This window comes from Mycobacterium kyorinense, assembly GCF_002101735.1.
In the GTDB taxonomy this organism is placed as follows: Bacteria; Actinomycetota; Actinomycetes; order Mycobacteriales; family Mycobacteriaceae; genus Mycobacterium; species Mycobacterium kyorinense.
This window is the reverse complement of record NZ_LQPE01000097.1, coordinates 1-17281: the sequence shown is the minus strand read 5'-3', so window position 1 is coordinate 17281 and position 17281 is coordinate 1. Positions and strand designations below refer to the sequence as shown.

General features: G+C 63.1%; 31 protein-coding genes. 21 read left to right on the top strand and 10 right to left on the bottom strand.

The window, feature by feature from the left end:
• Positions 1–170 precede the first annotated feature (170 nt).
• The 4 genes from AWC14_RS11450 to AWC14_RS28675 all read left to right on the top strand — a co-directional run bounded on the left by AWC14_RS11450 (position 171) and on the right by AWC14_RS28675 (position 1891).
• The gene (locus AWC14_RS11450) at positions 171–491 is read left to right on the top strand and encodes a hypothetical protein (protein ID WP_084024850.1); all 321 of its coding nucleotides are present in this window, start codon (positions 171–173) and stop codon (positions 489–491) included.
• Between the two features lie 436 nt (positions 492–927).
• Positions 928–1140, top strand: coding sequence for a hypothetical protein (locus tag AWC14_RS11445; RefSeq protein ID WP_084024851.1), 213 nt, complete (start codon positions 928–930; stop codon positions 1138–1140).
• A 155-nt stretch (positions 1141–1295) separates the two neighbouring features.
• Positions 1296–1466 carry a hypothetical protein gene (locus tag AWC14_RS28680; protein WP_158089900.1) on the top strand — a complete coding sequence of 57 codons (171 nt, stop codon included), beginning with the start codon at positions 1296–1298 and terminating at the stop codon, positions 1464–1466.
• Positions 1467–1723: 257 nt separating this feature from the next.
• Entirely contained in the window at positions 1724–1891 is a 168-nt protein-coding gene (locus AWC14_RS28675) for a hypothetical protein (RefSeq protein ID WP_158089899.1), read from the top strand.
• A 699-nt stretch (positions 1892–2590) separates the two neighbouring features.
• Here the strand turns inward: AWC14_RS28675 and AWC14_RS11435 are convergent.
• Positions 2591–3079: a hypothetical protein gene (locus AWC14_RS11435; protein WP_084024856.1), complete on the bottom strand. Its 489-nt coding sequence runs from the start codon at positions 3077–3079 to the stop codon at positions 2591–2593.
• A 76-nt stretch (positions 3080–3155) separates the two neighbouring features.
• Positions 3156–3455, bottom strand: a complete 300-nt coding sequence (locus AWC14_RS11430; protein ID WP_084024857.1) for a hypothetical protein — start codon at positions 3453–3455, stop codon at positions 3156–3158.
• Positions 3456–4530: 1075 nt separating this feature from the next.
• Here AWC14_RS11430 and AWC14_RS11420 point away from each other — a divergent pair.
• The 7 genes from AWC14_RS11420 to AWC14_RS11395 all read left to right on the top strand — a co-directional run bounded on the left by AWC14_RS11420 (position 4531) and on the right by AWC14_RS11395 (position 8132).
• Positions 4531–5445: an alpha/beta fold hydrolase gene (locus AWC14_RS11420; RefSeq protein WP_084025193.1), complete on the top strand. Its 915-nt coding sequence runs from the start codon at positions 4531–4533 to the stop codon at positions 5443–5445.
• Positions 5446–5729: 284 nt separating this feature from the next.
• The gene (locus tag AWC14_RS11415; RefSeq protein ID WP_139807223.1) at positions 5730–6014 is read left to right on the top strand and encodes a hypothetical protein; all 285 of its coding nucleotides are present in this window, start codon (positions 5730–5732) and stop codon (positions 6012–6014) included.
• A 212-nt stretch (positions 6015–6226) separates the two neighbouring features.
• Entirely contained in the window at positions 6227–6424 is a 198-nt protein-coding gene (locus AWC14_RS11410; RefSeq protein WP_084270455.1) for a hypothetical protein, read from the top strand.
• 69 nt (positions 6425–6493) lie between these two features.
• A complete protein-coding gene (locus AWC14_RS28195) occupies positions 6494–6841 on the top strand; it encodes a hypothetical protein (RefSeq protein WP_139807224.1) in 348 nt (115 codons plus the stop codon).
• A 348-nt stretch (positions 6842–7189) separates the two neighbouring features.
• Entirely contained in the window at positions 7190–7351 is a 162-nt protein-coding gene (locus AWC14_RS28990) for a hypothetical protein (protein ID WP_169716313.1), read from the top strand.
• Positions 7352–7406: 55 nt separating this feature from the next.
• Entirely contained in the window at positions 7407–7772 is a 366-nt protein-coding gene (locus tag AWC14_RS11400; RefSeq protein WP_224164037.1) for a hypothetical protein, read from the top strand.
• A 138-nt stretch (positions 7773–7910) separates the two neighbouring features.
• Positions 7911–8132 (top strand): hypothetical protein, encoded by a 222-nt coding sequence (locus AWC14_RS11395; protein WP_084031156.1) that lies wholly within the window; start codon positions 7911–7913, stop codon positions 8130–8132.
• A gap of 22 nt (positions 8133–8154) precedes the next feature.
• On the opposite strand, the gene AWC14_RS29190 is transcribed toward AWC14_RS11395, so the two are convergent.
• Positions 8155–8394 (bottom strand): hypothetical protein, encoded by a 240-nt coding sequence (locus AWC14_RS29190; protein WP_139807233.1) that lies wholly within the window; start codon positions 8392–8394, stop codon positions 8155–8157.
• A 303-nt stretch (positions 8395–8697) separates the two neighbouring features.
• Between AWC14_RS29190 and AWC14_RS11380 the strand changes: the two genes are divergently transcribed.
• Both AWC14_RS11380 and AWC14_RS28665 read left to right on the top strand, forming a co-directional pair.
• On the top strand, positions 8698–8934 hold the full coding sequence (locus AWC14_RS11380) for a hypothetical protein (protein WP_084024918.1): 237 nt from the start codon (positions 8698–8700) through the stop codon (positions 8932–8934).
• 79 nt (positions 8935–9013) lie between these two features.
• Positions 9014–9187: a hypothetical protein gene (locus tag AWC14_RS28665; protein ID WP_158089898.1), complete on the top strand. Its 174-nt coding sequence runs from the start codon at positions 9014–9016 to the stop codon at positions 9185–9187.
• On the opposite strand, the gene AWC14_RS11375 is transcribed toward AWC14_RS28665, so the two are convergent.
• The 3 genes from AWC14_RS11375 to AWC14_RS11365 form a co-directional block, all read right to left on the bottom strand.
• Positions 9188–9697 carry a hypothetical protein gene (locus AWC14_RS11375; RefSeq protein ID WP_139808286.1) on the bottom strand — a complete coding sequence of 170 codons (510 nt, stop codon included), beginning with the start codon at positions 9695–9697 and terminating at the stop codon, positions 9188–9190.
• A 271-nt stretch (positions 9698–9968) separates the two neighbouring features.
• A complete protein-coding gene (locus AWC14_RS11370; RefSeq protein WP_083071471.1) occupies positions 9969–10265 on the bottom strand; it encodes a hypothetical protein in 297 nt (98 codons plus the stop codon).
• Positions 10266–10592: 327 nt separating this feature from the next.
• The gene (locus AWC14_RS11365; RefSeq protein WP_084031158.1) at positions 10593–11762 is read right to left on the bottom strand and encodes an IS30 family transposase; all 1170 of its coding nucleotides are present in this window, start codon (positions 11760–11762) and stop codon (positions 10593–10595) included.
• Positions 11763–11998: 236 nt separating this feature from the next.
• Between AWC14_RS11365 and AWC14_RS11360 the strand changes: the two genes are divergently transcribed.
• Positions 11999–12337: a hypothetical protein gene (locus tag AWC14_RS11360; protein WP_084024919.1), complete on the top strand. Its 339-nt coding sequence runs from the start codon at positions 11999–12001 to the stop codon at positions 12335–12337.
• Positions 12338–12437: 100 nt separating this feature from the next.
• Here the strand turns inward: AWC14_RS11360 and AWC14_RS11355 are convergent, their stop codons facing one another.
• Both AWC14_RS11355 and AWC14_RS11350 read right to left on the bottom strand, forming a co-directional pair.
• Positions 12438–12659 (bottom strand): helix-turn-helix domain-containing protein, encoded by a 222-nt coding sequence (locus tag AWC14_RS11355; RefSeq protein ID WP_084024916.1) that lies wholly within the window; start codon positions 12657–12659, stop codon positions 12438–12440.
• Between the two features lie 34 nt (positions 12660–12693).
• Positions 12694–12876, bottom strand: coding sequence for a hypothetical protein (locus tag AWC14_RS11350; protein ID WP_139807235.1), 183 nt, complete (start codon positions 12874–12876; stop codon positions 12694–12696).
• Positions 12877–13016: 140 nt separating this feature from the next.
• On the opposite strand from AWC14_RS11350, the gene AWC14_RS11345 reads away from it, so the two are divergent.
• The 7 genes from AWC14_RS11345 to AWC14_RS11320 all read left to right on the top strand — a co-directional run bounded on the left by AWC14_RS11345 (position 13017) and on the right by AWC14_RS11320 (position 16055).
• The gene (locus AWC14_RS11345; protein ID WP_084024914.1) at positions 13017–13865 is read left to right on the top strand and encodes a DUF2786 domain-containing protein; all 849 of its coding nucleotides are present in this window, start codon (positions 13017–13019) and stop codon (positions 13863–13865) included.
• A gap of 2 nt (positions 13866–13867) precedes the next feature.
• On the top strand, positions 13868–14383 hold the full coding sequence (locus AWC14_RS11340; RefSeq protein WP_084031157.1) for a TIGR04338 family metallohydrolase: 516 nt from the start codon (positions 13868–13870) through the stop codon (positions 14381–14383).
• Between the two features lie 62 nt (positions 14384–14445).
• The gene (locus AWC14_RS11335; RefSeq protein ID WP_084024912.1) at positions 14446–14829 is read left to right on the top strand and encodes a hypothetical protein; all 384 of its coding nucleotides are present in this window, start codon (positions 14446–14448) and stop codon (positions 14827–14829) included.
• Positions 14830–14899: 70 nt separating this feature from the next.
• The gene (locus AWC14_RS28185) at positions 14900–15328 is read left to right on the top strand and encodes a hypothetical protein (RefSeq protein ID WP_139807236.1); all 429 of its coding nucleotides are present in this window, start codon (positions 14900–14902) and stop codon (positions 15326–15328) included.
• Positions 15329–15366: 38 nt separating this feature from the next.
• Complete coding sequence (locus tag AWC14_RS11325; protein ID WP_085241259.1) at positions 15367–15558, top strand: hypothetical protein; 192 nt, start codon at positions 15367–15369, stop codon at positions 15556–15558.
• Between the two features lie 44 nt (positions 15559–15602).
• Complete coding sequence (locus AWC14_RS28180) at positions 15603–15788, top strand: hypothetical protein (RefSeq protein ID WP_141251264.1); 186 nt, start codon at positions 15603–15605, stop codon at positions 15786–15788.
• Positions 15789–15806: 18 nt separating this feature from the next.
• Positions 15807–16055, top strand: coding sequence for a hypothetical protein (locus AWC14_RS11320; RefSeq protein WP_084024911.1), 249 nt, complete (start codon positions 15807–15809; stop codon positions 16053–16055).
• Between the two features lie 75 nt (positions 16056–16130).
• Here AWC14_RS11320 and AWC14_RS28660 read toward each other — a convergent pair whose 3' ends face one another.
• Together AWC14_RS28660 and AWC14_RS11315 are read right to left on the bottom strand one after the other, a co-directional pair.
• Positions 16131–16295: a hypothetical protein gene (locus AWC14_RS28660; RefSeq protein ID WP_158089897.1), complete on the bottom strand. Its 165-nt coding sequence runs from the start codon at positions 16293–16295 to the stop codon at positions 16131–16133.
• Between the two features lie 492 nt (positions 16296–16787).
• The coding region (locus AWC14_RS11315; RefSeq protein WP_142281671.1) for a transposase at positions 16788–17281 on the bottom strand (494 nt) is incomplete at its 5' end.

Below are 17281 nucleotides of genomic sequence, written 5' to 3'. Positions count from 1 at the left end.
CGGTGGCCGCTTTACGTCCATCACCGACACGATGACGAACCCAGCAACCGCGCTACACCACTATGCGGGACTCAACTGCGGTGGGCTTCACGCCGCAAGGCGAATGTATCGAGCCAACCGTGGTCGACGTGATCTGAGTTCGGTTGCAAATTCCAGGAAGTGAGGGGGAGATGGGATTCTTTAGCGCTGACTGCACTGGTTGTGGACATCCGCTGTTGTCGATTCAGGCCACTAACAAGGTCAACGCGTGGATGAACTTGGGTGTCGCGATCACCCCAGATGGGTCGATCCTCAAGGGGCGCTACGACGGATATGGGCGTCTGGATTGCTATGAGTACGCAGTCGGAGTCGATAACACGGTGTGGCATGAGGCGTGCTGGCGCTTCGCCGGCACGCCGATGGATTACCGCGGCGAGTCGGCGCACAGCTCCGATCAGGGATGGTTTTTCGCCGACGGCGCCCACGATATGCGTGAGCCCGTTGCCAAGTGACGATGCACCTGACTGTCGCGCCCGCCGCAGCGGCCCCGGCTGGCGCCGAATGCCCGCGGGCCACAGTCGCATTTCGCGTGGCTTGTAGGAACCCGTGATGCTGAAACCACTTGAACGCGTGCTCGTCGTGCCTCGATCCGGATCCGACCCGCTCACCGGTCATTTCATGAGCTACAACCACTTCGGGAATCTGATGGTGGCCTACCACGAAGAAACCTCGAACGGGGATGAATGGGGGGTGTGGAGCCGTGATGAAGTAGTCGGAAGCGCAGAACCGTGCCAATGCGACAGTGCGCGCCGTGCCCGCGCAGAGATCACACACACTGGTTCGGCCCTTGGGAACCTGCAATGACCCAGGCCGGTCAGCACACGGGAGGCTAAATCTTGCACGCCGAAGCCGCATAGCGTGCCAGCCGATAAACCGAAGGGGGAGTTCATGAATGGTGATCTGCAGACCTGGACAGTGGTCGGGCATTGGGAAAACGGTGAGATCCAAGTCGAGTACGTCGTAGAAGGCGCCTACCAGGATCCACGCATCGACACTGGCTACTGGGAGGAGGGCCTGTTCGCAGCCAGCGGGCAAGGCCGTACCGTCGAGGAAGCCATCGCCGCGGTGCGCGCCGAATACGAAGATCCCCTGCGAATATGACCACACCCCCGAGAGGAGACGGCATTGCGTCTCGCCGAGAGCTCCTTGATGCGCGGGCATTGCTGAGCAGTGTGACCGGCCGGTGGCAACGCCAGCGACTGCACAGCGCAGTCCTCCACGAAGCGCTTGCTCTACTGCAGCTCGTGGATAGCGTTGTGCTGCAAGAGGTCCGCGAAATCCACGATGCCCAGGTTGAACAACTACAACAGCAGTGCGCCGAGCTCAGCCGCGCCATTGAGCACGTCCGCGGGCTCGGACACGGCGACAGCCTGACCGCGGCCAGCGCGAGGCTCGTCGATGCGATCCGCGGCGAACTGGCGCAATAGCGGCTTGGCAGGAAAGCCAGGACGGCTGGCAATGCTGATGCCGGGCGGTCAGTCCACTCGAGATGGGCCACTTCGGGCACATCGGCGACCGGTATTCCCAGGCCCGCGGCCCAGACAGGTGTGTTCTCCAGGTGCGGGACACGCCGGGCCACCTGAGGCCTCCGAAGAATCGGTACCCGGGCCGTGGCGAAGCCAGAACCCCAGCCTGCCGGCCGTTAATGTCCATATCGGTGCGCTGAGGCGCGCCAAGGGGGGATATGCCGGGGATCCAACAAGTAGTCGGCGTTGCCAGCGGGCACGGCTGGCAACTCGACTACGACGGCTTCTCGCCGGGGCGCATGCACATAAGGCACGGCGACACCAGTGTGCACATCGACTACACCGCCACCTTCATCGGGCACATCTCGACGTCCGCAGATCGATAGTGCTATACGACGAAAGCGCAACCTTCGCCTACGCGACAGACGAATTGCCGTCCGACAACCAGCTCCAGGCGCTCTACGAAAGCTCCGGCGTCCGATATTGGTCGCGCGGCTGCTGATCGCAGTCGTCCGCGCCAGTACCGAGCGTGCGCCGATAGTGACCCACCGCGACAGGACGTCACGCTATTGACGCACGACGGGGCTGGCCGGCGCGCAATTGCCAGTAGCAGTGTCGGCCTACTGCACCGTGGCGGGTCACCTGGCCCCGCTTCTCCAGGATCTGTAGGTTGCGGTAGACAACTTCATGAACCACGTTGGTACCTAACGTATCTGATAAAGCGCGCCGAAGATCGGCCGTCGACGACACCGCTGCGGTATCACCCAACATGCCCAGCAACAGCCGGCGAAGATCTCGCGCTGCGATAAGGCTGCTCATGGCGGGCAGTGACCCTGAGACGTGGTTAACACGGTGGCCTCGTTAGAAGGTGACATCGGTAGTGGAGAAACACGTTTCGGTTCTGACAACGGATTGAACACAGGCGGCCAAACAACGACGCCAGTGAATAGCAGCAGTCTATCGTGATCGGTGCGCGGCTGTCCCGGGCATGTGTTGTGCTGCCACCGCTCATTTAGTTGTGTTGTGCCGTGGCCGGTTGCGCTCATGGCGCTGAAAACTACTGGCGGGACGCCGGGCCCGCCGCTTCAGCCCGGCTGGTGCACGGAAACTCGTTGGGCGACTTCACGGTACAGATATTGGCTGTTGTAGGTGCCTGGGTCGGTGATATTGATGACAGTGGCCATGATCGGCCAGCCACATCGCTGCAGCCACTGATCGAAAGACTCGCCGGCGGTGTAGGGTGCGTGGACGATCACGGCGAACGCTGGCCCGGCCGGCGAGGTCTCCAATCCGACCGCATGAACAACGGTAGTGATGATCCCAGCCTCTGCCGCGAGACGCTCAGCGAGGAGCTCGACCGCGAGCTTGGCCGCCTGGGGGACGAGTCGGCCGTCAGCGCCGGCGATGACAGACCACGTGTGGGCGCCAAGGAAATCGGCGTGGTAGCGCAGCGGATCGGCGATCCAGACGGCAGCCGCGCCGTGAGCGTCCGCGACGTCAACGGTGAAGAACTGCGCGCAGTCCTGGCCGCCCCATTGCTCCGGTGTGATCTGCTGCCCGGCGAGCTCACACATCGTGGTGGATGGTGAAATGTGCCTCATCTTCGATAGTCCTCCTGGGTTGCGCTGACCCGTGTCACGGCGGTTGCTGTCAGAGCTCGTTGAGGGCGGCGAAATAGTCGGCCATGTCGAATGTGACTGTCCAACAAGGCGAAGAAGCGGCGCCGCTCGACTGAGGGAAGAAGTCCAACGACAACTGTTTCGCGTATTCGCGCTGAGCGCGGGTCGGGAAGCCATATTCGCGGGCGAGCGCAACGCGGTCCGCATCGGTGGTGCAGGTGGCCGGCGTCCCGAGGACCACACTGCTGCCGCCGTTGCGGACGGCGGTGACGAGTGTTGCCGAGCTGGCGGGCTCGCACTGCAGCACAACGGTGGTGGTGTGAGTGCTCATAGAATTCCTTATCGGGCGCGGGTCTCGGTGAGGATGGCGGATTGACGGCGAGGGACAGAGAATAGGACCGTTGGGGGCAGTGGTGAGCCCGGTCGTCGCGCAGTCGTCATGCCCGCAAGCGCAGAATGCTGTCGGTAGGGATCAACCAGTGGTAAGCGCCGCCATCCCGGGGCCCCATCACCAGGCGGCTTGGCTCGCTGCGCAGCAAGACACCAGTAAACGTGTGGCTGCCGGTCGTCACCTCAACGGGCCCGAATGGGCCGTCGTCGAGGATATCGTCGGCAGCAGCGCGCACCAGGGCGGCGAACGTCCCGGACCAGCCCTCCCCAGAGTTGGCGAGGTCGAGGTCGTAATGACCTGTGTTTGGGTAGATTCGAGCCTGTCCAGCCACCCCAGTGTCCCCCCTGGTTGGTTCTCTCAGCAGGGTACCGCCCGGAGGCTGGCCGTCATTGGCGGCAACACGTCGTCATCGGCGCTTCCTCGGCAGTCCCGCTGGTCTGATCGGCTGGGGCGGGTTTGCGGGATTTCCGGTGCGTCACGGCGGACCTCCCCACCAATCGGTGCGGTCCGGACTACGCTGACAGCAGCGCTCGAGGAACGGCCCTCTCCCCCCTGGGCCGCGACCTTCGCAGCGCAGAGCGTGTTTCATGACACGCTGCCGGCCCGGTCACACCGTTGATCCCCCTCTGCGGTGTCGCCGGGCCGGCATTTCCCTGCCACGGGCTCTGTTGACCTACGCCGGGTGGTCACGGCCGCCAGCGGACACCGCTTGCCCGCATTGCTTGTAGCAGCACTCGATCGCGGGCGCCCAGCTCGATATGGCGGGCCAGAAAGTAGGGGACACGCCCACAGGTGGCCCATTCCAGAGTGTTCGCAGTGTCACTATCAGGAATAGGGGAGGGGGAATCGTTCCAGTGCACACACGACGCCAGTCGACTTGCGGAGGACGCACCGAGACCAGTCGCGGCGCACACATCGTTCCCCGCCATAACGCTCGGGAGCGCGGCGCGCTTCACCACCGAAAACACAGGCCGTAGACCGCGGCCGCGACCAGTCTTGCCGGGGGAAGACAAACATGGGCGCAGCCAAACAGCGCATCGTTCACGCCAATGATGGCACCGCGATCGCCGTGCGTGAAGTCGGTCACGACGATGCGCTCGTCAAAATCGTGTTCTCACACGGGTTCTGCCTCAACATGAATGCCTGGGCGCCGCAACAGCGCCACCTCGTGCGCGACCTCGGCGATGACGTCAAACTCGTGTTCTATGACCACCGCGGCCACGGCGCGTCAGCCGCGGCCAACCCAGCCACCTACACGCTGCCCACCCTGGCCGGAGACCTGAACTCAGTGGTCACCGAAACCACGTCGCCGCGGGGACGCACCGTGCTCGTCGGGCACTCCATGGGAGGCATGACAATCCTCGCGTTCGCCGCCCGTTACCCCCAGACCCTGCAGCGCGTCGGCGGGGTCGGACTGATTTCAACCGTGGCGGCCGGACTAGACACCTGTGGGATCGGGCGAGCGTTACGAACCCCGGCCATCCCCTTGCTGCACTTGGCCGCGAGCTGCGCGCCCACAGTCGCCGGCCACGCGTGGAGGGTCGCGCGCCGCTCAGTGGCTCCGCTGATCGGCATTCCAGTCGCGAATTGTCCAGCGGCGCTGGCTAATCAGCGATGTGCCCGGATGATCACCGAAACGTCGATAGTCACGATCACCGCCCTACTGTCGGCATTTCGCTGTCACGATGAAACAGCCGGTCTGGCTGCGTTGGCGGCGCTGCCCGCACTTGTCGCCTGCGGCGACGCCGATCACATCACGCCGATGTGTCACTCCGTGCGGATCGCTCAAGCTCTCCCTCACGCCGAAGTGCTATGCGTGCCCGGCGCCGGCCACATGCTCGAGCTGGAACGGCCACGTCTGATCAGCGACGCAATCGGGCGCCTGGTGGAGGCGGCCCGTGGGCGCCAACTAGCCATGGTGGGAAGCTAGACCAGCCGACCGGATCAGCTGCGACGAGACGCTGCGGACGTGGTCTGCTGGGCGGGGAACTGAGCGCACCGTCAGCGGTTCCGTCGCCGGCGCGGAAGGGAAGATGCCGCGCCCGAAGCCGACCGAATTTGTCCGCCGATTTCCGAACGTGATCGCGTGTCTCTACCACGATTCCGCTGCTGATATCGGGCAATCTGGAAGTGACCGACTACCAGGGTTCGCTGCCGGGCACGAGCACTGTCGGGTCAGTTTCATGAGAACAACCGGAAATGCGGGGGCCGGGAATGTATTACATACTGACGGTTTGTCGAGACCGCGAGCGTAGCGGCCACCAGCTGGTAGTGCACTGGGACGACGACGACCCCAACACCGTTATCGCGCAAACCTTCACCGCTAAAGCGATCACCAATGACGTGATAGAGCAAGCAGCGGCCCGCATAGGTTTCCGCGTCGTGTCCACAGATTCCGACAATGCGGCCCGCGGTTGGGCGCTCGTCACACGCTTCGACAGTGACCGGCCATTCTTCAACCCGGCGGACCGCTCTTGGTCATCCGTTGCAAGCAGGTAAGCGTTAGCGCCCGATCACCCCAGCGTCGCTGAAGGCCGCTGCTGGGGGCCGACAGCGGCTGATGGGCAAGAACGTCGGTGTAGCGACGTGTCGCTCCCATAAAGCGGCGCCGCTGTCTGGTCACACTAGGTCGTGGACCGCGCCGCGGGCTGGCGCGCCGGCAAACTGGGGGGTGTGTCATGACGGAGCCAACGATCCATGCTGTCGCTCGAATGATCGATCCTGCGGCCGCCCAACTGGCAGTCGCGAGCGCGTTTTCGACGTTGGGCAGTCTTGCCGAATGGGACTCAGAAACAATCGAGTGGGTCACCCAGGATCTGCTCAGAGCTTTTCCGACTGGACTGCCGACGGTCACCGATCAAGACGAGGCCGCGTTGGAATTCTGGCAAGCGGTAGTCCAATCGCGCTAGGAGGTGGCCCGTAATTGCTTGTGCATTCGAATGTTTCAGAGTCCGGCGATGATTTGGAGGCTGTGATTGATGGCATCGGCGCACCGCCTGGCATTGCGGGCCACGCGCTGTGGTAACAAGCGCCTGTTTCAGTTCAGTGAAGCCATGACCACAGGAGGATGCGCCCCTAGCGGATGCCAGTGCTTCTGCCACCGCCCGGGTATAGGCATGTTCGTGTCTCATGTGGTGCCGTGCTGCTCGGGCGAATTCGATGTTGAGGTCGACGACTACCAACAGGCCATCGCAGCGGCTTCCGGCGAGGTTGAGATACGTAACGATCCTGAATTCGGCGTCGTCTACACCGGCGACGGCGACCGTGTGTATGAGAAACCCTGCCGCAAGAACGGCATGAGCGACGGCTGGCATACCCGCTCGTAAGAAAAACGGGGGACACGATGGCGCGAACCGTATTGCCGGCTGAGTTACTGGCTCGGCTACACACCGAGGGGCGGATGGCTGCCTCGCGGTCTCGTTTTGTTGATCCCAATGCTGTCGCCGACGTGAGAAAGTTGCTCGCAGAGCGTGGTGAGGAATGGGCTGCCAGCGTCCTGATGAGGGATATCGCGCGCCGTTCGATCGCGTGCCCACAGTTGCCGTGGCTGGATCCGGGAGAGTTAGAGACGCTCGTTCTTGCGGACAAAGCGGAGTTCGAGCACGTTATAGCAGGCCTGTAGAGCAGCAGCGGGTGCATTGCACCGCAATGAGCGAAACACCAAGGGGGGCAGCATGGATCGCAACGGAATCACGTTGTCGCGTGATCAGCTTGAGAGCTGGGCCCGTAGGCCATTGACCGATGCTGAGGTCGATTCGATCGCTAAATGTGTTCCGCATTCGTCGATTCCCGACGCGATCGAAACAATCGCGAACGAAGCCATCGTCGACGGCTAGGACGTCGAGTGTGCGCTGACCGTTAGCAGGTGATGGTGGCAAGGGGGAGTGAAAAGTGGGTTACCAGATCGATCTGAGCCAGGTTCCTGTCGAACACAAGGGCGAGCCGCGCAGCGGCTGGTATCAGCATCCCAGCGGCGTGTACATAAGTCCGCTTGTCGTGGCGAAGCACCGCATGACCGGCGAACCGCCGCAAGCGTTTACATACGAAGCGTGGAGGCACGGAGGCTGGTACGTCGCAGAAACCGTGTGGCCCAACGGCGGGTGCGGCTGCGTGTCGCGCAACTACGCCGACGGCAAGTGGCGGATCGCTTGTGACCCTCGCCCGTTCGATGAGCAGCCGACGTTCAGGACCCGTGAAGACGCCGCCCGCGGTGAATGGTTGTTCGTGAAAGCGCTTGTGGAAGCCACACCGTGGTAACACGAACCGCGGCGGCCGCCGGTTTGGGTGTGTCGACACCGGAATGGTTCGGCATCGTGGCAGCCGTCGACGGTCCGCTGGCGTGGCCAGGTAAGACCGCGAATACAGCAGCGCGATCGCTGAGGAAATGAGGATGTTATGAAGTTAGTGACGATCGTGGTTGAGGAAACTGCGGTCTATGTTAAACGCGGTATCGAGGTCCCTGACGACGTCGACTTCTCGGACGCCCACACAATGTGGGAACTCTGGGCCGAGCACGGCGGGACAGACCGCGACGACCTCGACGGTGTGATCGACGCCGAAATCTCAGTCGACATCGAGCGCGGCAACGGCATCCGGCGCGGCGATGAAACCGGATAACTACAACGTCATCTTGCGAGTGCTAGATGTCGATGGCTACGAGACTGGCATATCCCATAGAGGCCCGAAGATCGACAGCCAGCACTTGGTTGATCAGGCAGTGCGCTCCATCCTGGATCGCTACGGCGTTCACGTCACCCATACGCTGACCTACCCGACGGGCAGTTTTCACCGGGTCGATAACGGCGAACTGTTCGCACGCATAACCTTTTGGCGCGGCCAGGATCAGTGATGGCAGGCCGCGCCAGCGGATCCCGCTCACGCTGAAGCGCCAAAACAACATTAGAGGAAGACGCAGACGTGAGGTTCACCGTGGATGTAGCTGAGCTGCAACGTGTTTCGCGCACCAACATCGTAGAGGCCGACTCGATCGCGGAAGCAGAAGTAAAAGCGTCAATCGGAGACACAGTCGACGAGTGGGACGCATTACAGCAACCCGAAGTTGTGGACCGCACTGTGTTCGAGACGAGACCCGACGACGACTAAGAACAGCCTTATCACGGGGAGGCAACAGAGCAGGGGTAACAATGCCAGTGACAAACCGCACGATCTTCGAGGAGGATGAGTGATCCTGCAATGGCGAACGTTCGAGGGGCCAGGCGGCGAGCGGGCCGATGGCACCGCTGGCATCTACTTGACTCTCCATACCGGAAAGCTGGTGCAGCTCTACTTCATGGATCCCGATGAGCCGCTATGCCCAATCAACCGCGAAAGGGCCCGGCTGTACAAGGAATTCGCCACGGTCGATGAAGCCCATCGCTACGCCCAGTACGACGACGATATGAGGCGGTTACGACCATGACAGCAGGCAACGCCTGTGGCGTGCACCTGCTATCCGACGCGCGCAATGCGCGCCCAAGTTACTGGCATAAGGAGCCATGATGCCGCAGCACTTCGAGACTCCCGCCGATGCGGTGGCGTATGCGGTCATTGACAACGCTCGCCGATCCGCCGACTTGACGATCAACGTGCACGCCACATCGTCGGCGTCGGCGCGCCCCTGCGCTCACGGCTACTGGCACGGACACTGCCCGCTGTGCCGCGGCACGACCTGATTAGCGGTCTGCTTGGTTGCGCAGGCGCGGGATTTCCAGCGCCTGTCCTGACCGCGCCGCGGCGCGTACGCGCTCGCGTGTGTCCTCGGGAACGTCAGTGTCGGTGGGAACGGTGTCTGGATCTATGCGCAGGACATCTAGGAGCCGGTACAAGTCGTCGTTGTCGAGTCGGCCGGCGCGATGCTCGTCGATTCCCACCGCCAGGGCCTCAATCGCGATCCGCGCGTTGAGCGGGTAGCTGATGAACTCATTACCGCCCCAGGCCATCGCTTCGCGGCCTTCGCGGTGAACACGTTGAATCGCAGCACCGACGTCGTTGCCGAAGTGCTTGAGCGTTCGGCGGGTCGCGTCGTCGAGGTCCTCGTTGGCCAGCGCTGCGGCGGCGAGGTCGCGCCAATTCTGGAGCATCTCAAGTACACGGCTGCGCATCCGGCGATCCAGGAACGCCACCGATCGCCACAGCATCCGCACCTGCTGGGTGTAGCGGCGATCCCCTTTCTTCGATGACACTAGATGAGCCCGCAAGATACGCCCGAAACGCTCTGGGGAGCCCGTGAACTGTTCGGCGACCCAGGCCGGGGTCACTCGATCAGGTAACTCAGCCTGCGACAACGGCACAGGATCCCATGGATTCACCCGATATACCGTACGACCACAGGCAGGCGTTGTCTGCACCCGCCGGGCGTCGGCGGAGCGAAGGGGAACCGACATCACTCCCACCCCACCCTTACCCGGGCTGCGCTACCGCGCCGCCACCGGTGATCGCGCCGGGTAACGCCGGTCATGCGATCACCGGCTCGTGTCCGAAGCAATAACCAACCGTTTTGCATGGTGGGGCGGATAGGTCGCAGAACGCGAGCCTGTAGGGCTGCCACTCGGTCGCGGCTTCAGGCGGTTGGTGGCCATACGTTCGAGGGGTAGCCATGCGGACAACGAGTTGCGGATCTAGCGCGTTGTCGATGCGGCTGTCGATGTAGTCCTGTGCCTCAGTTGCGCAACGGAAGTTTGACGCGTAGACGCCGCGGCCGCGGCCCGGAACAACGAACTCGATGCCGAACTCCCTGATCATCTCGCTCACTGAACTACCTCCAGCCGCGAGTGCATCAATCCGACGACTGACGTGCCGGCCAGCCCTAGCAACAGCGTGAGTTGTCGCAACCTCAACGACCCTCCCCTTCCTTACGCCGCGAACAGGGCTGATGCATCTCAGAGATGCCCACGGCGGCTGCACGGGTCTATGGCGCAACCGGCGTGCAGCCTCTCTAGTCCAGGTTAGAGACGCTCCCCATCCGCCCGTCGGGTGCGACACGCTCACCGCGGTGTCAACGACGGCCGAAAATTGACCCCTTTTCGACGGGTGAGTTCTAAGGTGAATTCGTCCGGTCCTCGCAACACCAGGACCGAATCAGGGTAGCCCGCTCGCGAAGACCAGGCCAGGTGTGCGCCACCCGAGAATCTTGCGCGGGCGGCTGTTGAGGAGGTTCTCGGCACGCGCCAGATCCTCGGGCAAGTAGACCGATAGATCTTTGCCCTTCGGAAAGAACTGGCGCAGAAGCCCATTGGTGTTCTCGTTGGTACCGCGCTGCCATGGGCTGCCCGGATCGGCGAAAAACACCCCATCCTCGAAGTGCTCAGCGAGGACATCGTGGCATGCCATCTCCGAACCCTGGTCCCACGTCAGGGTCCGTCGCGCAGCATCGGGCAACGCGGCTAGCACTGGCCCGAACGCATCGGTGAAGGCTTCGGCGCTGTGCCCGTGCGGCAGGTGAATCAGGCGCACGGCTCGGCTCGTCCGGTCGACCAGAGTGCCGATCGCTGAACGACTGTGCTTGCCGACGATCAAGTCGCCTTCCCAGTCACCGACCCGTGTGCGGGTCTCTACGATCGGCGGGCGGCGATGAATCAACATCGCCGGAGCCACAAACCGCGGAGTGCGCTCCGTGGCCTTACGGCGCCGCTTGCGGAGCGGCCGGCCGGTGCGCAGCTTGGCCGTCAACGCCCTGCTCAACCCACCTTTGCGCCCCAGGTACACCGCCTGATAGATCGTCTCATGGCAGATGTGCCATTCCGGTCGGTCGGGATATTCGCTGCGCAGCCACGCACTGATCTGCTGCGGGCTCCAGGTGTCTTCCAGCTTGTCTTTAACCAGATCCCGCAACTCGGGATCAACGACCAGAGAGCCTGCGCGCTGGCGACGTGCGTTGTCGCGGGCGCGCGCGTGAGCGAGATCGGCGTCATAGACACCTTTGTCGTGCGGTTTGAGATGACGACGTAGCTCCCGTGACACCGTCGACGCCGCACGCCCGATGCGCCGGGCGATCTCCCGGACACCGTGCCCGCGCTCGCGCAAGGTCGCGATGCGTTGGCGCTCCAACAGCGTCAGATACCGAGACGAGCGAGCCTCCTCGGCCAAGCGGACCGGCGGCAGGCCGCCCGCTTCGGCGCGCCACCGATACCCCGTCTTGCGGCCGATCCCAATTTGCCGGCAGGCCTCCACCGTCGGCACCCCATCGAGGATCAGCTTCCAGTACTCGTCTTCCAACACCAGCCGTCGCTTGCGGCCTCGTCGCGTCATCTCCACACCCCTTCAAATAGCAGGAGTGTTGCGACAAGCCTTAGAACTCACCCGTCGACACGGGGTCAGTTTTCAGGCGACGCCGACACGCGGTAGGTCGGGCCATGGCGGAGTCACGCGTCAAACCAGAGTGTCGGTGGTGAGCGCTAGCGTCCTGCTTGTCGGGACAGAATTTCTCGCCGCGGTATCGGTGACCGGCCTCGGCTGACCGCCGGGCGGTCGAATTGGGGGATTACATGAGGCAGGAGCCATTTTTCGCTAACGGACTGCCGGTCGAGAGCGTGCAGGAGCTGGCTTCCTTGCTCGAAGATCTACCGAAGCGGTCCCTGGCATTGACCGGAGAAGGTGAAGATGCCCAGCGGGACAACGACACTCGAGCGGGCTGGGCGGCGCGTGCGCTAATCGCGTACGCCAAGCACCTCAACGAAGCGAGCCTTGCCGAAGAATTAGAGACGGTCGTGGGCGACCTACTCGGAGACCTGCGGCATTTGTGCGATGCGCTGCAAGTCGATTGGGACATCGTCGCCAACAGATCAGAGCTCTACTACCTTGCCGAGATAGCCGGCACGCTCTAGAAAGGGCCGCGTGATGCGCTGTGGGAGCGCACATATCGTGCCTGCTGGACTACGAACGATTACAGTGCCGCAAACAGCCCAAGGTGGCCTGGTAAGGCCATCACCTCTCGTCGTCAGCACGCGTCCAGCGCTGGATGGTGTTCGTCGATTTGCCTAATAGATCGGCGATTTCACGGACAGATCCGTGAGCGGCCCGTGCTTCGCGGACCGCGTGGCGCAGTGCGGTGTCGGCCTTATCAGCGGCACGTAGCGCAGACAGCAGGCGGGAGCGCTCCGGTTCGGGAATGCTGCCCGGTGGTCGACCGCGGGGGCGGGGGCTCACCTGCCCACCTTCCGCGTTGGGGGCCGGTGTTTGGTCATAGTTCCCGCTTCCAGTCGTGGCGATGGCCCTTGCCCGGCCGCTTCAGTGCGCGGGCGTCGTTGCTGTGCGGGCCGGCGGCGTTGCCGCGGTGAGTTTCAGCGCGAACGCGTCGCCGCGCCTTCTCGGCTTCCTGGATCCGATCGGCGAGTTCGCGGTTGGTGTCGTCGGGCGAGGCCACGGATGAATCGTAGCGCATAGTGACACAAAAATAACTGGCAATAACGAAGCGATAATCGCTACGAAACTGGTAAGGTCGATGTTGCTCCCCGAGCTCGCGGGGAAACTGCCAGACAACCAACAAGGGGAGAGACGTCGAAAATGACGTGCGCGGAGAACAAGAACCTGCAACGCATCGCCGGCCTACTTAACAAGGCGGAACACACCGACAATCCACACGAACGCGACGCATACATGGAACGCGCACAACAACTGGCGACACTAAACGCGATCGACCTGGCCAAGGCCCGCACCCTCACCGCCGCGCGCAACCCCGTGGCCACCCCGGTTCAACGCACCATCACCATCGGTAAGAGCCGCCAACGCGGCCTGCGTACCTACGTCGACCTTTTCCTGGGCATCGCGGCCGCCAACGACGTGCGCGTCGACATCGAGACCACCGCCACCAAGGTGTACGCCTACGGCTACCCCGAGGACATCGATATCACCGAAACCCTCTACGTCAGCTTGCTCACCCAGATGGTGACGGCTTGCACCGCATTCCTGGCGACCGGCGAGTACAAGAACGAAACAGTCCGGCGCAAGGTGCGGGCCTTCGATGAGGTGCTCGGCTACTACTGCTACGAGTGGCGGCGGGTACCAGTCACCAAAGTCACCGCGCGACTGGAATTCCAGTCAGCCTTCGCGTCTCAGGTCGCTCGCCGCCTCCACGCCGCCCGCCGCACCGCCGAAGCCGAAGCGGTCAACAACGACGACACGGCCACTACCGGCCAGCCCGGCACCGCGATCGTGCTCGCGGAGAAACGCGCCACCGTTGACTCCTACTACAAGGGCAGCTCGACCGCCCGAGGATCATATCGCGGGCACCAATCGACAGTGAACTCCCGGCTGGGTCGTGACGCCGGCGACCGCGCCGGCCGAGCCGCACGACTATCGGCCGCATCGTCAATTGGCGGCCGCGCAGCGGATATCGAACGGGCAGCGAGCTGACCATGGCTGAGCGTGATGTCCAGAAGAGCAGGGTCTACCACGCCGAGGAAATCATGCGCAACATGCTGCGGAACTGCGCCGAGAGCGGCAACCCCGTAGTCACCGTGAATGGGATCACGGTGACCCTGCCGCCGGAAGCCCGGTTCGGGTCACTTCAATCCGTGCAGGACTACATCGATCGAGTGTTAGCGCATCCCGCCGTTGTGGCGCGGTTCGGCCCGCCCGGGCCCGTTACAGTGCGGGCCCGGCGCGGCACTACCCAGGCCCACTACGAGCCCTACGGGGCGGTGATGGCGATACCTGATCACGGCAGCCTGTGGGCGCTGCGGGAAACCGTTGTGCTGCACGAGATTGCCCATCACCTCGACACGAGCGGCGGCGCTCACCATGGCCCACGGTTCGTTGACACCTACTTGACGCTGCTCGAGGCGGTGATCGGGCCGGAGGCCGCGCTGGTAATGCGCGTCATCTACGCAGACAACGCTGTCGTGAGCGCAATCGGCGACGGAGCGCGGTAACCGGCCCGCTCTCGGGCAGGGCGAATCCGACTGCTGATGGTTTATGGTCTGCGGGCGTGTCGATGGATCTCAGACGGCCAGACCACGGCTTAGGCTCCCCCGAGGGGGGAAGACAATTGAGTGTTTACGCGTGGCGTATCGATCGCGATCATCTGGGCAGCGGCGCGGATGAGTGGGGGATCGGGATGGAAAGCTGCGTGGGCGTCGTCGGCCCGCGCGATGCCCGGCTGGACGGTGACGGGAAGCCCAACGGCTACCCCCATCGCCACGAGTTCCGCATGTACGACGACGACGGCGAGCTGTATGTCACCGGCACCCTGTTTTGGGACGGTGATGCCGAGCCTGATGAGAGCGTCTTGTTTGGCCCGCTGCGCGACTACGGCGCCGGGGGCCTCGGCTGCACCCGCATCGCCTTCCCCGGCCGACCAGAGTGGGAAATCGGCTGAAATCGCCGAAAGCAAAGCGCCAGAACGAAAGACAGCCGATAACAGATCGCCATCGAACCGGGGGGATGACATGACGGCGAGCAATAGCGTGTTTGTTTCCGCGCCGACGATAACGGCGCGAGAGCTGGCCGAGGAGATGCTGGCACTGCTAGGGACGCCAACAGCCCGGATAGCAACTGCTGAATTCCACACCGCTGCAACAGAATCGCCGGAGTTCCAGATCCCCGCGGGGACCGACTATCACGGGTACGTCCCATCGCAGGGCTTGCCAGTGTGGCTGCGGGTAGGCGTGCTCGACGAAAGCTACCGCGCGCAGGTACTAGCCGACTATGACGGATCGCAGCTGATTCGCGAAGCGATGTTCGGAGCGACACACCTCGCCCGCCTCGTCTACAGCTACGGAGGGGGCATCGAAGCCAACGTGAACGCGGCGATCGCCCAGCTCGCCGACCGCTACCCGCTGCGGTGGGTCGATGATCTGGGTGCGCTGCACCGCTGACGCATCCAGGCCTGGACCGTAACGCGAAGGGGGAGGCAGTGGCGTTGTTCCGTGACCGCGACACAGGCGAAGAGCTAGACGATGCCGACCTCGATAACCAGTACCACGTCTACGTCGCAGAGCTGAAAGCCGAGCTGCCGGACGTACAACCGTGCTCGTTCAAACACTGGCTACGCGGCGAGCTCCAAGACCGATTGGTTGAAATAGCCGGCGGCACAGAGGGGCCATAGCGCAGGAAGCACAACGATCGCGGTTCGTTGTAGCACCACCCGATATGCCCGTCATTCTTAACACCAAGGGGGAAAAGCCACGAATGCGCACATGTTTCATCGCTGACGGAACCGCCGTGTATGGGATCACCGCGACCGGCCGCATTCACATCGCGGACACCGATTCCGAGTCCTGGGCGGAGACGATTGCCGAGGCGCTCAACAAGGACCCTGACGTCTATGTCGTCTGACCGGAAAACCTGCGACCGATGACGATGTTGACGCTGACGATCAAGGTAGAGAACGCCTACAGCGACGGACACGAGTCCGAGCAGGTCGAGGCGGTTCAGGTGGAGCCGTTCGATGACCTCGAAGAGTTGTGGGAGCAACTGCACGATTACACGGGCGACGGTCATGGCATCGGCAACGATCTGGGCTACTGCCACGCGGTGACCGTTGTGGACTTCCCCGATCGGCCCGACCTGGTCGGGCTGAGCAACGAGTGGGTGGGCGCATGACACCCCAAATTCAACAGTCAATCGTGGTCGCTGCGGTCACGGCATCGCATTCGCCGGTGGTGCTGTAGGAAGCGTTCAGTTGTCGTGCAAGGTGACAGCGCCGTTGTCAGCGTCGTACGTGATAGCGAAGCCCGCCAGTTCTGCGAGAAGATCGATTGCGGTGTCGGCGTTGTCGGAGCCGCCGTCCTTGTACCAGTTAGCTAATGCTGTTTCAATCATGGCGATCACGGTTTCGGCCATGCGTCACCTCGGTGTGTTGTAGGAGTAGCGGTTCATTTGGGTACGTAGCCGGGGAGCCAAAGGTTTGCTGCTGCACCATGTCCGGGCCTTCGGGCGCATTAGAATTCCGTCCTGTCGATCGACATGCTCCTCTGCCTCGCCGCCGGCGTGCTAGCAGTTACGGTGCAGGCGATCGGGTGTCCCCTCCTATGATTCGTACAGTTCCGCCCAGCGTCTGCTGGCGCGTAATGAACTCCGCTGGGCAAGTGAAGAACACCTGGCCGCGCACGCCGTGCTCGTTGAGATGGGGTCCTACGTTGTCGTCGATCCAAAATGCGAAGAACTTTCGTCGACCGAACTCGTCTGGTCCCAAGTCCTGAAATGAGATCAGCACCTCTCCATCGTGTCGAAAGTCAGCGATAGCAGGAACCTTCGCGGTGCCTGGGTTTCGGTCAGTGGCATTGATTGCCATCTCTATCCCGTTGTCGTTGAGTGTGTTTGAGTTGCACACGCTCATGCGGCGTCCCCTTGCGGGGTTTGGTTTTTGGCCTCTCCGCTTCCGGCCCCGCGTGGGCGGGGTCTTAGGGATGCTCCGCGGGCACCGGTTGTTCCGGTGTCCGCGCCATGGCCTGTACCAACCGATGTGGTTGGCCCGGGTACCGATGGGGCCGTGGTCCCAACTGGGCCACAACTGGCGTAATCCGGCCAGTCACGGAGATTTAACGCGGCGTTGCGATCGCGGTCGACGACGTCGCCGGTGAGCGGACACACCAGCAGCTTGTCGATGCGTCCTTTGCCGATCAGCCGGCACGCGCTGCCGTCGGGTGTGGTGTGACCGTGGTGGATCTGGCTGGATGGGAACCAACGATCGGCCACGGTGAGCACCGCACCATGGCAGGCGGTCTTGTAGGCCAGCATTGGCCCGATCAGACCCATCGCCGCATCGCAGACGGCCCGCCGGTAGGCGCGCCGGCCCATGCTGCGTTTCATGGCGGCCACGTCGAGGT